This window comes from Caulobacter sp. Root1455 (assembly GCF_001426905.1).
Taxonomy (GTDB): domain Bacteria; phylum Pseudomonadota; class Alphaproteobacteria; order Caulobacterales; family Caulobacteraceae; genus Caulobacter.
Map to the genome: position 1 here is coordinate 169,806 of NZ_LMFQ01000001.1, position 15,877 is coordinate 185,682.

11 protein-coding genes and 1 tRNA gene are annotated in these 15,877 nt (G+C 62.1%); 5 read left to right on the top strand and 7 right to left on the bottom strand.

Features of this window, described 5'->3' with window-relative positions; genetic code table 11:
• Nucleotides 1-309: 309 nt before the first annotated feature.
• Complete coding sequence (locus tag ASD21_RS23700) at nt 310-1,218, bottom strand: hypothetical protein (protein ID WP_156398240.1); 909 nt, start codon at nt 1,216-1,218, stop codon at nt 310-312.
• A gap of 425 nt (nt 1,219-1,643) precedes the next feature.
• A complete protein-coding gene (locus ASD21_RS00570) occupies nt 1,644-2,390 on the bottom strand; it encodes a hypothetical protein (protein WP_056435201.1) in 747 nt (248 codons plus the stop codon).
• Nucleotides 2,391-2,689: 299 nt separating this feature from the next.
• On the opposite strand from ASD21_RS00570, the gene ASD21_RS00575 reads away from it, so the two are divergent.
• Nucleotides 2,690-3,115, top strand: coding sequence for a very short patch repair endonuclease (locus ASD21_RS00575; protein ID WP_056435203.1), 426 nt, complete (start codon nt 2,690-2,692; stop codon nt 3,113-3,115).
• Between the two features lie 308 nt (nt 3,116-3,423).
• On the opposite strand, the gene ASD21_RS23140 is transcribed toward ASD21_RS00575, so the two are convergent.
• Together ASD21_RS23140 and ASD21_RS23145 are read right to left on the bottom strand one after the other, a co-directional pair.
• Nucleotides 3,424-5,142, bottom strand: a complete 1,719-nt coding sequence (locus tag ASD21_RS23140) for an ATP-binding protein (RefSeq protein ID WP_156398241.1) — start codon at nt 5,140-5,142, stop codon at nt 3,424-3,426.
• A gap of 46 nt (nt 5,143-5,188) precedes the next feature.
• The gene (locus ASD21_RS23145) at nt 5,189-6,328 is read right to left on the bottom strand and encodes a DNA cytosine methyltransferase (RefSeq protein ID WP_200941378.1); all 1,140 of its coding nucleotides are present in this window, start codon (nt 6,326-6,328) and stop codon (nt 5,189-5,191) included.
• A 269-nt stretch (nt 6,329-6,597) separates the two neighbouring features.
• Between ASD21_RS23145 and ASD21_RS23705 the strand changes: the two genes are divergently transcribed.
• Nucleotides 6,598-8,673: a hypothetical protein gene (locus tag ASD21_RS23705; protein ID WP_156398242.1), complete on the top strand. Its 2,076-nt coding sequence runs from the start codon at nt 6,598-6,600 to the stop codon at nt 8,671-8,673.
• 478 nt (nt 8,674-9,151) lie between these two features.
• On the opposite strand, the gene ASD21_RS00585 is transcribed toward ASD21_RS23705, so the two are convergent.
• Nucleotides 9,152-9,228, bottom strand: a tRNA-Arg gene (locus ASD21_RS00585).
• 122 nt (nt 9,229-9,350) lie between these two features.
• Between ASD21_RS00585 and ASD21_RS00590 the strand changes: the two genes are divergently transcribed.
• Nucleotides 9,351-10,637, top strand: coding sequence for a dicarboxylate/amino acid:cation symporter (locus ASD21_RS00590; protein ID WP_235524820.1), 1,287 nt, complete (start codon nt 9,351-9,353; stop codon nt 10,635-10,637).
• A gap of 31 nt (nt 10,638-10,668) precedes the next feature.
• Here the strand turns inward: ASD21_RS00590 and ASD21_RS00595 are convergent, their stop codons facing one another.
• Entirely contained in the window at nt 10,669-11,043 is a 375-nt protein-coding gene (locus tag ASD21_RS00595) for a GFA family protein (RefSeq protein ID WP_156390560.1), read from the bottom strand.
• Nucleotides 11,044-11,237: 194 nt separating this feature from the next.
• On the opposite strand from ASD21_RS00595, the gene ASD21_RS00600 reads away from it, so the two are divergent.
• Nucleotides 11,238-13,727 carry an ATP-binding protein gene (locus tag ASD21_RS00600; RefSeq protein WP_056435212.1) on the top strand — a complete coding sequence of 830 codons (2,490 nt, stop codon included), beginning with the start codon at nt 11,238-11,240 and terminating at the stop codon, nt 13,725-13,727.
• Between the two features lie 70 nt (nt 13,728-13,797).
• Nucleotides 13,798-14,190, top strand: coding sequence for a response regulator (locus tag ASD21_RS00605; RefSeq protein WP_056435215.1), 393 nt, complete (start codon nt 13,798-13,800; stop codon nt 14,188-14,190).
• A 110-nt stretch (nt 14,191-14,300) separates the two neighbouring features.
• On the opposite strand, the gene ASD21_RS00610 is transcribed toward ASD21_RS00605, so the two are convergent.
• Nucleotides 14,301-15,398: a helix-turn-helix transcriptional regulator gene (locus tag ASD21_RS00610; protein ID WP_162250194.1), complete on the bottom strand. Its 1,098-nt coding sequence runs from the start codon at nt 15,396-15,398 to the stop codon at nt 14,301-14,303.
• Nucleotides 15,399-15,877: the final 479 nt, after the last annotated feature.

Here is a 15,877-nt window from a genome sequence, read left to right on the forward strand (position 1 = left end):
CCAGCTGCTCCGCCAGATGGCGGATTGAGTTAGCTGAACCTCATATTTCTCTCCTTAGGCCTGAAACGACGCTGCTAAGCGTTCAGACATAGCTTCGCCATGCCGCTGACCATGGGGTCGCGGCCTGCGTCACGACGCTAACGCGGCCTAAGTCAGTTCGAAAATTCGAGTCTAGGCAAGACGATTCGAGTTGACGTCAGGCCCAGAATTAACAATTTAAAGAGTATATTCTCTCTGCGGCCCGCCGCGCCTTTGAATGTGTACTTTGGAACACATTTCCGCTGGCGGCTTTCTGTGAGGTGGCGGCGCTCACGCCGGCCGATCGATCCGCCTACACCATTCAGACCGAGCTTTTTGATAATCTCGGAAGGCGCTTAGCTGGGGAGCGTCCGCAGCTCTTGCGCGGCGGACAACCTCTCGGCAGGCCTGAATGATCCCCGGTACCGGCCCAGGAGCCTTCCGACCCATCAAGCGGTAGCTCCATATTGCCCAAGCGGGCATTCCCTGAACCTGGAGCTCGCTGAGAACGCTTGGCACATCATCATAACGGGCGAATTGCCGAAAGAATCTCTCGGCTTCGACCTTTCGGCTTGGCCATATCGAACCGCCCTGAATCGTCGTCAGATAAGGCGCGCTCACCGCCCCCAAGGCAGTAATATCGGCAATTGATCGACAGTCGCGCACCCGGTCCATGCCATCGCGCCAAGCCTCAAACTCCTGCGCGTGCACCGCGATTAAGGCAGGATCGTCGCAAGTCGGCTCCGTCGCCTTCAGCGGAAATTCGCATATTGCCGGATCGAGGACGCCCCACAGCTCAATGCCCGCTGACAAAATGGCCGTTGAAGGACGCACGCGAAATCCGCACGCCTTCATCATGCCATAGAGCGATAAAGCTACTCTGCGACGGCGCCAGGACTCGTTGACTTCGGTCATGTCCGAACTCCACTCCCCAGGGGAGATCAGCCGCTTATCCTCTATGACGCTAAATCGTTTGAAGTCTGCCGAACCGACTTTCTTGCCGCCGATCCGCGCCTCAACTTCAACCGTGTCAGATCTTAGCTTTTCGAGATCGCTTGCACGATAACTGGACGACCGCCCGCCGCGGAGGATCACCTCTATGCGCTCACCCCGGCCGGCGAACTCGGCAAAAGCGAACCTCGTCCCGTCGCGGGCCTGCATCAGGCCGGTAAAGGCATTTGGCTCGGGCGCGCCGGGCATCAACGACAACGATCCAGCCATTCGATTCCCAAGCAATGCATCAGCACCAGAGAGCTAAGCTGGACGGCCGTTTATGAACGCCGATTTAAGAAGTGCCTCTGTCACGGCTGTGAGCCCAAACGGAGGTGCGCAATTTCCAAACCTGATCGCCGCAGACAGCGCGGGTCGCTCGCAAGTTAGGCTGGCGAGAAGCTCGGCTGAAAAAGCCCACGTGCCCCGCTGCAGCACGTTAGATTGGATCTAGGCTGCCCGGCTCTGAAGTCACACCTTCTGAGCCGCTCACCGGTCTGTCGGTTACGCAGAAAGCCTCGCGCTCAAGGGTGCCTCGCCAGCGAGGCGGTGTTCTCGGGCATGAAGTGGCACCGGCTGCGGATCCAGCAGGGTCAGTCGGCGCCAGTCTGGCCTGCGGCGCGGAGGTTAAACGCCTAGGGTTGCCCGATCGGCCGCGCCGCGCGGATACGATAGCTTCGGCCCTCCCAGACGCCGTCAAATCGGTAGCTCTGGTCGTCGACAACCATGACGCCTTGGGCCAATTCCAGGGGATTGAGGACGCCGCCCTCGCCTTCCAGGCGAACATACCAACGCCCCTTCACATCGATCGCAGTTCCAAACTTGCCGTCCAGGGTCAGAAACCTCGGAGCGGCGAGCGCGGCGGGAGGGTTCTCCGCCACTTCCGCCCTGTCGGCTTCAGCCTGCAGGTTGGCCGCCTCGCTCGTCCCCGTCATGCGCTCGATCGCGGCCTTGTCGATAGTGACAATGTTGCCGTCGCCGACCACGAAGATGTTCACTTGCCGGGCGACGTTCTCGATCGGATTTTTCAGGGCGTCGACAAGCCGTTTGTCCGCCGCCTTGTTCTTCCCTGGTTTCAGGCCCTGAGCGATGGACACAAGGTCTCCGAGGAAGCCGACGAAGCCGTAGATCGCGTCGCGGTGGCTCACGAGCGCTACCGCCATGGCGGATCCCACAACGACCAGGTCCGCCACGACGCTTCCGACCTCGACGCGCCGGACGGCAAGACGGAGCCCTGACCCGCGGATTGACCGGTTCGCGTAGCGATCGAAGGCTCGGCCAATTTCGCCCAAAACGTTCGCCAGATCGGTCGCGTCCAACAGGCGGTCTGTTTCATAGTGGATCCGGAGAACGGGACCGTCGGCGTCAGAGGGCAGCGGCATCAGGATTTCCTTCGTGTTCGGCGGCGGCGCCGAGGGCAGACCCGCACAGTTTGTGGCATGCATGCGCCATCGGCGTCTTCCTTTGGGTTGAATGGTTGGCCCGTACTCCTGCGCGGGTGCCCGTTAAGTCTCGAGATTGTCGGGGCCGCCCTCATGGAATGGACTATCGCCTCTCTGGCTCGACAGGTTTCAACCGCCTTTTCCGCTCGCCCGCGCCAGGCGCTACGGCACTGACCGGCAATCGGCGCGACCTCGACACATGCGTCGACGCTGGGGCTCCGGCTTCCTAGATTGAGGGGATGGACGTGTTCTCCCCAGAAAAGCGGTCGGCGGTCATGGCCGCGATCCCGCAGACCGGCACCAAGCCCGAACTGAAGGTCCGCAAGGCGGCCACTCTCCTGGGTCTGCGCTACCGCATTGCGCCGCGCACTCTCCCCGGCCGGCCTGATCTGGCGTTCCCCGGCGCGAAGACAGCGCTCTTCGTGCATGGATGCTTCTGGCACCGCCACGGGGGGTGTCGGTTCGCCACCACGCCGCGGTCGAACATCGACTTCTGGCAGGAGAAGTTCGCTCGCAACGTCAGCCGGGACGCCGCCAAGGAGAGCGCTCTCGAGGCCCGGGGCTGGCGCTTAATCGTGATCTGGGAGTGCGAGACGACCAAGCCCGAGACCGTTCTCGAACGGCTAGCCCCTCTGGTCGAGCACTACCGACGCGATCGTGATTGATTTGACCGCAAATCCGCCGTCGACGCGTTAGGAAGCGCGGACGTGCCTCGTGCCAAAACCGCACCCAAAACGGCATGAGAGAGGAAATCGCTACGACGTCGCAACATGCGGCGTTCGGCACCGCTCGAGCCTCTTTCCCACGCGTGTCTCAGACCGCGACCGCCCGGCTCATGAAATTCTCCATCCAGTGCCGCACCATCGCCGAGAACGGCTCGAATGGCTGCGCGTTCGGCGAGGCCGCTCGGGCGACTGGCGAAGATCGCGACAGGGGATCCCGAGGCCACTCGGCTGCGCCATGCAGTAGCAGTTTAGTTTTCAATTACGTGACGCATTACTGGGAGTATCTCGTCTCGAATATCGAAAGCCACGGTTCTATTGACAGGCTGGAAGGGGTTATGCATCACGCCGTTTATCAAAGGCATGTGTTTAACCATCTTTGCAAGGCTAGGCCTTATAAACGGAGCCTTTCCAGTTCCCCAGATGCTCGGGGTTTTTTGAAGATAGAGGAGCATCTCTTCCATTTTTCCGGACACCTCGGCCTCTTGCTTTGGGGTTAGTGGTGTTCCCCGCGCCGTATTTCGCTGCTCTATCGCGAATGCCTTGAGGGCATCGGCATGGCCGTGCCGTATAGTGTAGGTGCGAACAGATGCCTCAAAAAGTAGCCTTATAAGAGCAAGTCCTGCATACGTGTGGATACCAAGATCGAGTGTTTTTGCTTCATGCACCAACGCAAGATGCTTGTCGAAACAGTGCTTTTCGTCAACGTCCTGCGGCAGGACCATCCGGGATTGGTTGTGGTCCTGTTTCTTAGCAGGTTTTATTGTAGGGGCAGGCGGGTTTGGCGCACCCTTCGTTCCATTTGGCTTTTGGGGCGACAGCGGTTTGCTGGGCGGCGCGCTCGGGGGTGTAGGGGGAGGTATTGGCCGAAGCTTTTCCCCCTTAGCGCTGCCCTTCTTTCGCTTGTCGGCAAATTGCCGCCACTTCTCCGCAAACTTCCGCATATCTGCCAACGCTAGTTGGTAGGCAGAGTTGTTTAGGTCGACGTCGGTTTTGGTAGTGTGCCATGGGAGTTTGTTTGCATCTTTAGATACAAACTCAACTATACCGACAAAGCCATAGAATTCCGTGTGAAAATTGTCCCATCCGGTCTTCCAAGATGTATCCGCTACAAGTATTGCTCGATCATTGCATAGTACTGTCCAACCAAATTCCGGGGTCAATGACGCATTTTTTGCTCTATCGTACCCAGCTTCATTAGTGAATCGGTAATCGGGATGCTGGCCGTAGCTGACGTGAATCGATACGCCATGATCCTTATATAGCTTGTACTCTTTATCAACGGGGCCATCCTCCCGGATCAAAACTGGAGCAGCCTTTGCGAGCTTACCATTCACCTTCAGGGACAGTCCCTTAGCGATGAAGCGCCCGTACCTCTGGCCAATCTCACTGCGGATCTTGGCTACCCAGTCGGAATCCGCAAAATCTCGAGATATGTCCGAAGGTGGCTGAAGAACCTCAATGATGGTTCCAGGCTTCCCTGAGGATGGGCGTTCCTCGGCATCCAATTGCCAACCAGCAGCTTCAAGGTAGGTGGCCACGTCCAACTTGAAGGCGGCCCCTGAGCTTCCCGTGTCGGTGGTCAGGGTGCTGACCGCTCCAAGCTTGAAAAGCGCGCGGTTTAGCCCAACGCCGAATACACCAATGCCGCCTTCGTGGGAGGAGCGCTGCCCGAATCGGAGGGCCATGCCCTGCAGGGCAGCTACGCTAATCCCGCCGCAGTTGTCTTCAATTTTAAAAGACTTTCCACTAAAGGAGAGCGAAATTTCATATCCTAAATAGCTTTCAAGAAGTTCATTTGGGAGATCTTCTAGTAATGCGTGGCGCGAGGTTGCTCCTGCGGCGTCAATGGCGTTGTCGATAAGATCAAATATGCATGCCTCGACCGTCGCATCGCGCGTCAAACTATTGACGACGACCGCTTTGGTCGGGCTTGTATCGACCATAAATTTCTTGCCAGCTCTGGCCACTTCTTGCTCCCCCAGGCGTCTCGCTGAAAGCGTCGTTTATCGGCGGCTAAGCTGCAAGCGCGAGATGCATCCTTTGCGCGATCCGCTCCAGAAGGTAACGGGATACGAATGGAGACACGCTGTTCCCGATCATACGAAAGCTATGCCATTTCGTCGGGTGGAATTGAAACCAGTCTGGAAAGCCCTGAAGACGCGCAGCTTCGCGAACCGTGATTACTCGTCCCTCCGCCGGATGCAGTGGGCGGACCGCCTGGAATGCGCCGCGGTCCGAGCCCGTTCCTGCTCTTAGCGTTGGGCATTGCCCATCCCAGCGAAGCTTATGGGATTTTGTTGTGCGGTCGCTCTTGCCACCCTCAATCGAAAAATAGCGGTCGGAGATTGCCTTGCTGTGCCTTGTCTCTACGAGCCCCGAAACTAGGCCGACAGAGTGTTGCTCTCTGGCTTGTTGGGAGCCCAGACCCTCTGGTGGTGGTCCTCGAAGCGCGGCCGCATAGACAGAGAGATCTTCCGCTTCGGGATAAGCGGCCCAACCAAAGTCGCCCTCCACTTTGGCGTCCTTTATCGGCGAAGGCAGGTCCGAGATTGCGTCCCGAACCGTGACGAGTGAACTATCTCTGCGGTCGAAAAGGTCAACACCAAAGGCATCCACCTCGTTCGGGTCGAAACCGATAACAACAACACGATGCCGCGCCGTCGCCGCTCCAAAATGAGCGGCATTCACAACCATGGGCTCCAAGGTAATGTAGTTCGGGGCTAGTTCTCCAAGCGCGTCGTCCAGTATGCTTCTATTTTCGCTTTGCAGGAGACCTTGGACGTTCTCCATTATAAAGAATTTTGGCTTCAGCAGGTTTACTTGACGAATAAATTGTCCAATGAGGCTATTGCGCGGATCGTCCTTCTGACGCTTGCCGATCGGACTGAAACCTTGGCACGGCGGCCCGCCTATAACCCCGCTGGGGCGCTGGCCTCCAAGCAAGCGTGTCCAATCCGATCCCTCGAGATCTACAACGCTTGCCTGTATGGCGCGGCTCGATGGAAAGTTTCGGCGATACCCCGACTGTAGCGTTCCATCGATATCGATGGCGGCGAGTGAGCGAAAGCCTGCGAGTTCGGCACCGAGCGAAAATCCTCCGCATCCGCAGAAGAGGTCGACGAGCGTGCCCGAGGAGCCACCGACCATACTCATATATTCCCCCAAAAAGTCGCAACTTCTAAGGGAACAAAGCACACTTTCCAACAACTTGTCGACCGACGAATAAGTCATTGATAAATAATATATAAATGCACCTTCCTATGGGTTCAAAGAGCGTTGCGTCAAGCCTCGGACCGCAAAGCGCCGGGCGTAGGCGCCTGCACTACAAGCGATATCTCGACCGAAGCTCCGCCTTATGGTTGTCTGGTCTGAGGCCTTTTTGAGCTGAAGCTCAGAAGCATGGTCAGTTGGCGGGGAGCTGCATGTTCGAATTCGATCAGTTTTGGGTGTCAGCACTAGCGGGCGCCACCCCTCCAACAGCCTCCAATCTCGACGGCTGGAAGGCCCCTCCTGGGGTGCCAACCGGCTTCATTGAACCGACGTTCAGCGTTATCGCTGGCGACCCTGCTGTCGCAAAAATATTCATTGTCTCGGCGCCAGGTGCCGTCGGCAAAAGTACGGTAGCTTCGGCGCTAGCAAGCGTCGCGGGCTACGCCTTGGTTGACCTCGCTAAAACCACCCCGATGGGTGGAAACTTCTTCAAGGGTGGCTTGGCCAACGCCTTCGGGTTTGACGCTCTGCCGCGTGCCGCTAACGGCGAAATTGGCTTGATTATTGATGGCCTAGACGAAGCACAGCTGCGTGCTGCGCCAGCAGCATTCGAAGCAGCGCTGGTCGATCTAGGGGATATCGTTGCAAGTGAACACGCCTTGCCGACCGTGCTGCTCGGCCGCGCACTCTCGGCTGAGAACGCTGCGCTGATACTCGAACTGGCTGGGCACAACGTATGTACGTTTCAGATTGAATTCTTTGATGACGATCAGGCACGAAGATATATCCAAACAAAATGTTCAAGCCTCGCCGAGCGGCATGAAAAACTGCGAGAAGCATATTTAAATCACTCGAATGTTTTTCACGCCCTAGCAGAAGAAACGAGAAACCATCTTGCCGCCGTGAGTGGAGGAGCTGATCCTAGGTTCTCCGGATATGCTCCTGTGCTTGACGCTATTTGCGAATTTTCCCTCGATCCTGAACAGCAAAACCCAAGTGTTCGCTTGGCTTCGCTCTACGGTGATACTCCCGTTGAATTGGTGGAGGCGGTCTCCCAAGCGATTCTGGTACGGGAGCAGGGAAAACTTCTTAGCCAGTTGATTGCCGCTGCGCCCCAACTGGAAGAGGGCGAGCTTACAAGTCTCTACGGCCCGGATGAGCAGCGCCATCGGGTATTGTCTCGCATCCTCGGCGTAGCTGCCCCAGCCATGCCGCCTATCGCGGAGAGCTCCGCGCAAGACGCCTACGCGGAAATGGTCGAACAGTTCATCGCGCAGCATCCATTTCTCGACGGGGGTGCTAGGCGAGCCACCAACCTTGTTTTCTCAGCGGATCTCGCGGTCTGGGCTCTAACTGGGGGCAAGCTCCGAGATGAAGTCAGGGCGGCGCTCAATCGCGATCCCAGTCTTCTCTCGGGGCTTCTGTTTGAATTGTACGCGGAGAAACTGGGTAGCGCCGCCGCTCCTGCTCTGCCCCTCGCCGACGCAGGTATTCTTTATCAGGCGCTACAGGCGCAGGTCGGCGCAAAGCAACGCGCGCTTATCGACGTATCATCCAACGAAGATGATGAAATCAGCGTCAGCTTTGAGGTTACGGACCAAGATAGACCTGACCTCGAACGCTCATTCGGACCTTACAACAGCACGAACGACACCGCCTTAGAGTTGAGAGCCCCCTTCAGTCACGTATACGTGGATGCGCCAATTTGGGTCGCTCTAGGTGACGGCAATTCGCAGCAAATCGGATCTCCTACCGAAATACGTTCGAGAGAACTTTCGATTTCCGCGCGCCAACTCTTTGTTCATGGCGCATCTGGCCTCGAGCCCGACGGAAAAATCGTTACACTCGCGGCTGATGACGTTGACGTTCAGTCCGTGCAAAACATCACCGTGAACGGTGCCTTGCTCTCGGTAGTTTGGAACGGCTCAAACATTCATCCATGGAATCCATATTCGGCAGATGTAAGCTCCGCCCCAAGTCCTGACATGGATTTTATGCGACGTAGACTGCGGAAAATTCTCACGTCTTTTCGATCGCACAGCAAGGGGAAGCTGGTACGCTTCGCACCGAAGATTGATTCATTAAGAATGACAAAAGATGCTCGGGGAGAAAAGCTTGTCTCTGCCCTCTTAAATGATGGAATATTAGACCTTTTCGACAATGGAAAATTCTATGTGCTGGATCCCGATAAAATGGGCTCTCTGCTCGGCGTCGACTATCACGCATTGCAACAACAACGATACACGAACGAGGTCGATGCGTATCTCCAGGATGTTTTAGCGCGATAGGCGTTGTTTAATGTCGGCACCTACGGACCGTCGGCGTTGGTGGGCACTGCTCACGCGCCAACGGCCCGCGCAGCTCCCCCTGGAGCCAAGAACACTTGGCAGTGCCGTCAAACTTCCGCCTTGGAACGAAAATCCTCTGCTGCCGTCAACACAATCACAATCGGCTCTTTGGCGAGCGTCGGCCGCTGGAGGACGGGCGACGCCGATCAGGGTTTTGGAAGCTCCCTCGCATTCGAAGCCGCGAAATGTGGGCATCGTGCTCTAGAGGGCAAAAGCGTAAGCATAGCGATCGAGGCCTTTCGATTCTGCTCGCCACTTGACTAGCGAGCGTCAAGTTCTTGGAGCGCAGCTAATGTCCGTCGATGGCGTCAGCCCCGGGCACGGCTCTCTCGGTGGGCCACCTGCGACCGCCTCGCATTATTGACGGTCTTAAGTTGCAAATGGGTACGTCTTAAGTTGCAACGACAGACAAGCCGCGTGGCGGCCCGGAAGGGACTCGAACCCCTGACCTTCGCTTTAGGAAAGCGCTGCTCTATCCTGCTGAGCTACCGGGCCGCGTTGCGCGCGTCTGGGTCCATAGCGCAAGTTTCCGGGCGTGCGAACCCCGGGGCGGAAAAGCGTGACGGGAAGCGATCCTGGGAACCGAACGGGGGAAGGCCATGGCTCTGCCGCGACCGCTGAAGACGCTGTATGTCCAGGTGCTGATCGGCATCGCCCTGGGGGTTCTGGTCGGGGCGCTGTGGCCCGACGTGGGGGTGCAGCTGAAGCCGCTGGGCGACGCGTTCATCAAGCTGGTCAAGCTGGTGATCGCCCCGGTGATCTTCCTGACCGTGGCCGGCGGCATCGCCCACATGGGCGACATCAAGGCGTTCGGCCGGGTGGGGATCAAGGCCCTGGTCTATTTCGAGGTGGTCTCGACCCTGGCGCTGGTGGTCGGGCTGGTGGTCGGCCACATCCTGCAGCCGGGCCACGGCTTCAACATCGATCCGGCGGCGCTGGATCCGAAGATCGCCGCCGGGTACCTGGAGAAGGCCCATCACGGCGAGGGGCTGGTTCCCTACCTGCTGCACCTGATCCCCGACACGTTCTTCGGGGCCTTCGCCGAGGGGAACCTGCTGCAGGTGCTGGTGATCGCCGTGCTGACCGGCTTCGCCTGCACGCGCATGGGCCCGTTCGGCGACCGGGCGGCGGCGGCGATGAGCGACCTAGCCAAGCTGTTCTTCGGCATCATCCACGTGGTGGTCAAGCTGGCCCCGCTGGGCGCGTTCGGGGCCATGGGCTTCACGATCGGCAAGTACGGCGTGGCCAGCCTGATCCAGCTGGGCGCCCTGGTGGCCACCTTCTACGTCACCGCCCTGATCTTCGTGCTGGTGGTGCTGGGCGCGATCGCCTGGGCCTGCGGCTTCTCGATCCTGAAGTTCCTGGCCTATATCCGCGAGGAGCTGCTGATCGTGCTGGGCACCAGCTCGTCGGAAAGCGCCCTGCCCCAGCTGATCGAGAAGCTGGAGCGGCTGGGCGCCAAGCCGTCGGTGGTCGGGCTGGTGGTGCCCACCGGCTACAGCTTCAATCTGGACGGCACCAACATCTACATGACCCTGGCCACGCTGTTCCTGGCCCAGGCCACCAACACGCATCTGGGTTTCGGCCAGATGGCCGCCCTGCTGGGCGTGGCCATGCTGACCTCCAAGGGGGCCAGCGGGGTGACCGGGGCGGGCTTCATCACCCTGGCCGCCACCCTGGCCGTGGTCCCCGACATCCCCATCGCCGCCCTGGCCGTGCTGGTCGGGGTGGACCGGTTCATGAGCGAGTGCCGGGCCCTGACCAACTTCGTCGGCAACGGCGTGGCCACGCTGGTGGTGGCCCGCTGGGAGGGCGCGCTGGATCGCGATCGTCTGGCGCGGGAGCTGGACCGGGGTCCCGTCGCCACGCGCCTTGACATCCTCGAGGATCTTCCCGCCGACTGAGCCGCGTTCGGCGAGGGAGCGATGTCCGCGATCAGTAGGCCTTGCCGTTGACCTTCCGCACCGGCAAGGCGGCCCAGTCGAAGTCGATAAACAGCCGGGCGTTGAGGCTGATGCGGGGATCGTCGAAGTCGGGCTCGCCGCTGTCGAAGCTGGGGAACTCCGAATAGGTCGGGCAGCCGCAGATCGCGCAGTGATGATGCTGGCCGATATAGTGGCCCCACTGGTAGGTCGAGACCCGGTCGCGGGCCGTGGTCAGCTTGAACTGGGCGGGCTTGTAGTAGGCGTGCAACGCCCCGCGCCGCGAACAGAACGAGCAGTTGCAGTCGGCCAGTTCGGTCGGCGCTTCCGTCACCTCGAACTGGGTGGCGCCGCAGTGGCAGCGGGCCTTGAGGGGCAGGTCGGTCATGGCGCTCTCCTTGCTGGAACAACGCCCGCGACCCTAGGCGGCTCCTGCTGACAGCCTGCTGTCAACATGCGACGTCCGGTCGCGGCCGGGGACGCAGGCCAGGCCTGCTATCGTCCCGGTTTACGAATTGTCCACGCGCCCGCGACGACTCTGGGGAGCGTTGGCGAAACGTCGGCGAAAAATCGGGCGGGTGCATGGTCGACAGGACACGGATTTGGTCGGCGGCGGCGCTCGCCGTCCTGCTGGCCGCCGCGCCCGCGGCCGCCGGCGCCGCCGGTCCCGGTCCCAATCCCCCCGCCGGCCCCGTCGACGCCAAGCTGGCCGCCGCCAAGGACGCCATGATGGGCGATCCGGCCGGCGCCCTGACCCTGTCGATCCAGGCCCTGGCCCTGGCCAAGGCCGACGCCGGCCCGCGCCGCGACCAGGAGATCGCCGCGGCCCAGTGGCTGCAGGGGGAGGCCTTGCTGCGGATGGATCGTCCCGACGAGGCCGCGCCGGTGATCGCCGCCGGCCTGGCGGTCGCCGCCCAGAAGGTCCCGGACACCAAGCTGCACGGCGACCTGGTGATGACCCAGGCCGCCCTGGAGGCCGACCGCGGCCAGGTCCAGTCGGCCCTGCGCGACTTCCAGGCCGCCTATCGCATCTTCGGCAAGGCCGGCCATCCGCGCGGCCAGGCCGTGGCCCTGCAGAACATCGGCTCGATCTACCAGGACGCCCACGACTACAAGAAGGTGCTGCACTACTACGCCCAGTCGGCCGAGGCCTACCCCGCCGACCAGCTGCTGCGGCTGAGCGCGGCCAACAACATCGGCAACGCGCTGATGTCGGACGCGCAGTTCGGCCGGGCGGTGACCGAGTTCGAGAAGGCCCGCAAGATCGCCCGCCAGATGGGCAGCCCCCAGCTGGAAGCTCGGATCGTGGCCAACCAGGCCATAGCCGAGGCCCACGACGGCCGTCCCGACGCCGCCGGGGCCCTGATCGACGCCGCCAACGCCCTGCTGCGCCCGCTGGCCGACGCGGAGACCGCCAAGCGGACGGTGATGAAGGCCAAGGTCCAGGTGGAGCTGGCGCGGGGGCGTCCGAAGGCGGCGGCCCAGGTGCTGGCGCCACTGTTCGAGGGCGTGGATCTGAAGACCACCGGACCCGACTACGCCGACCTGCATTCGGCCGCCTACAAGACCTACAAGCAGCTGGGCCAGACCGAGCTGGCCCTGGCGCATCTGGAGGCGTTCAAGCGGCTGGACGACCAGGGCCAGGCCCTGGCGGCCTCGACCAACGCCGCCCTGATGGCCGCCCAGTTCGACTACGCCAACCAGGCCTCGCGCATCGCCAAGCTCAAGGCCGGCCAGCTGGAGCGCGACATCAAGCTGGCGCGGGCCCGCAACCTGGTCGTCACCCTGCTACTGGCCGGCGCCAGCCTGCTCGCCGTCGTGCTGCTGGCGGCGGTCGTGGGCGTGCGCCGCGGCCGCAACCTGGCCCGCGCCGCCAATGAACGGCTGCGCCAGGCCAATCAGGCGCTGGCCAAGGCCGTGCGGGCCCGGACCGAGTTCCTGGCCAACACCAGCCACGAGATGCGCACGCCGCTCAACGGCATCCTGGGCATGACCGAGGTGGTGCTGGCGCAGCCCGATCTGGACCCCAAGCTGCGCGACCGCGTGGCGGTGGTGAACGCCGGCGCCGAGACCATGCGGGCCCTGGTCGACGACATCCTGGACATGGCGCGGATCGAGACCGACGGCGTCACTCTCAACCGCGCCGCCTTCGACCTGCCCAAGCTGGGCCGCGAGGCCGTCCAGCTGTGGTCGGACAAGGCCGAGGCCAAGGGCCTGGCCCTGACCTGCGACCTCTCGCGGGCCCCCGGGCGGATCGTCGAGGACGCCGGCCGCCTGCGCCAGATCCTGTTCGCCCTGCTGTCCAACGCCGTGAAGTTCACCGCCGAGGGGACGGTGCGTCTGACGGTGTCCGTCGACCAGGGCCCGGTCGGCGAACGGCTGAGGATCCAGGTCGCCGACACCGGGGCCGGCGTCCCGCCCGACAAGCTGACCGAGGTGTTCGAGCCGTTCGGCCAGGGCGATTCCAGCCGCACCCGAGTCCATGGCGGGGCCGGACTGGGCCTGGCGATCTGCCGGCGGCTGGTCGACGCCATGGGCGGTGAGATCCGCCTGGACAGCACGATCGGCCAGGGCGCGACCGCCACCGTCGACCTGCCGCTGGAGCGGGCGGGCGCGGCGGCCTGGGCCCCGATCTCGGCCGGGCTCCAGGATCTCGGCCTGCTGTTCTGCGATTCCAATCCCTTGTCCCGGTCGGTCATCGCCGGCGTGCTGCGGCCCAAGGTCCGCGACCTTCGCGCCGTCGCCGGCCGCCAGGACGCCCTGAACGCCGCTCGAAGCGAATGTTTCGACCTGGTCCTGATCGAGGCGATCGAACTGGGCGACGACCTCGACACGCGCCGGGCGACCCTCGGCGCGCTGCGCGACGCCCTGGCCCCCGCCCCGATCGCCGTGCTGCTCGCCGACGCCGCCAAGGATCAGGCGGGCGACCAGACGGCGGCCTTGCGGGAAGCCGGCGCCGCCCTGGTCGTGCGCAAGCCCGTCACCGCGACCGAGCTTGTCGAGGCGCTGGCGGCCCTGGTCGAAACGCGGGCGCCGGACGATCACGACGCCAGGACGATTGCCACCGTCTGAACCCCGTCTAAACTATTGTTTGATCTAGGTTCAGAGCCGTCATTTTGAGAAAGCCGGGGGATCGACCGCGATGCGGGTGTTGTTCGTCGAGGACAATCGGATGAACCGCCGCGTCATCGCCGAGATGCTGCGGGCCGGCGGCGTCGAGATGGACGAGGCCGAGGACGGCCCGTCCGGCCTGGCGATGATCGACGCCAACGCCTACGACCTGGTGCTGATGGACCTGCGCATGCCCGGCATGGACGGCCTGACCGCCATCCGCGAGATCCGCACCCGCACCGACGCCAAGGCCCGGCTGCCGGTGATCGTGGTCACCGCCGACAGCGGCACGACCCTGGAGGCCGACTGCCAGGCCGCCGGCGCCGACGACGTCATCCGCAAGCCCGTCGACCTGTCGACCCTGTTCACCACCATCGGCGACCTGATCGCCCGGCGGGGCGAAGGCGGGCTTGTGCTGAGCTAGGGGGAAGGCTTGGGCGCCGAGCACCGAGGTGGCGAAGATCCGATCGCCTGTCCGATCGAACCGCGCCAAGGGTCAGCGTTGAGTTCCTTGCTGAAAACCCAGGTTTGTCGCTATCCCAGCGACCTGAGCAAGGCGAGCAGTTCGACCTGCCGGTTCACGCCGAGTTTGGCGTAGATCGTCCGCACCTGATAGCGCACCGTGGAGAGGGCCACGCCGCGTGCTTGCGCGATGTCGCCGGGGCGGCGACCGTCCCCCATCATGCTGGCGATCTCGGCTTCGGCTCGGGTCAACCCCATACCCGACAATAGATCCAAGGGCGGCGAGGGCTTGCGCTGGAAAAGGACGAGTATGGGCGCGAACCCGCCCAGGCCGTCCTGGCTCCCCGCAAGCGACGCGACCTCCGCGCTAAGCCAGGCATCGCGAGCGGCGCTAAAGAGCAAGACCGAGGAGCTTCGTCGTTCGGCCCGTTCCATTCCCGCGCCCGCCCGGCTAAGCGCGGAGGAGAGCTTCGCATGGCTCGTGGCGTCCACGGCGCGCAGATAGCCTCCGCGACTGGCGACAATCTTTTGTTCGGAAAGCAAATCATCGCCCTGGCTCGTGGCGGCGATCAGTTTTCCCGACCGCTCGCACAGCAGGGCGGGAACAGCGAGTCCTTCGAAAGCCCGCATCGTCATGATCGCCGCGCGACTTTCGAGCCGCGCCTGAAACCTCACGGCCTGGGCGAGCTCAGGCAACAGACGCGTCATGACGCGTTTTTGGATCGCATCCGGCGGGCCCTGTGCGGCTGACCGGAGCACGACGGCGAAGATTTGATCTCCAGGATGAGCGTGGAGGGCGGCCATGCTGCAGTAGGGCGCGCCGACCTGGTCAAGGAATTCTTGGTAGAACGGATGCCGACGTCGCGTTTCGTCCGAGATGAAGTCGGTGTCGGTGAAGATTTCCATGGGCCGCATCGTCATGGCGAAACCGACGCGCGGATTGATCCGAGGGTCCGTACCGCCACGGTCTTCGAATGCTTGCAGAATGTCGGAGGAGACACCGCCGCCGATATTCAGGATCGGTTGGCCGTGGTGAGCGGCCAAAAGCTGCCCTCCCCAACCGCCGTTGAGCCTGGCCACGCTCTCCAGCGCCACGGGCCAAATTTCCGGGTTCAGCGGAGCCTCACTGATCCGGGCGACCGCCTCGCGCACACGATCTTCCACGTCCACGCCTTCCCCGATCTCCGCGAGAGCCCGGAGCATGATAGGCGCAAGCACAGTTTCAGTCCAACGGAGCGCGCTCACCGCCTCCGATGAGCATTGGCTGGCCGCCTTGCGCGTCGGGGCCCTGTTTCAGGAAGACCTCGGCAAGCCCGGGCGGTTAAGCGTCATCGTGGACGTCACGCCCAGCGGGAGAACTGGGTCCAGGATGTCCACCTCGTCGCGACGCTGGCGATCGGTGGAGAACGCCGCTCTTGGGAATGGCCTCCCGCGACCATGGCGACGCGCGACCGAGGGCGGCCTTACATTGAATGGCAGAGTCGCCTTTGTTCAGAACTTGTGGGCTTGGGAAGCCAGTGGATCTTCTGCCTTTTCGCACGTTCCGCTGCGTGAAATTGTTTTCACGCCGGAAATGCCAGACGCGTCCCCCAATCTTCTGTGTCCGCTTCGGGTATATACAAACAATCTATACCTTTCCGTAATTTTAC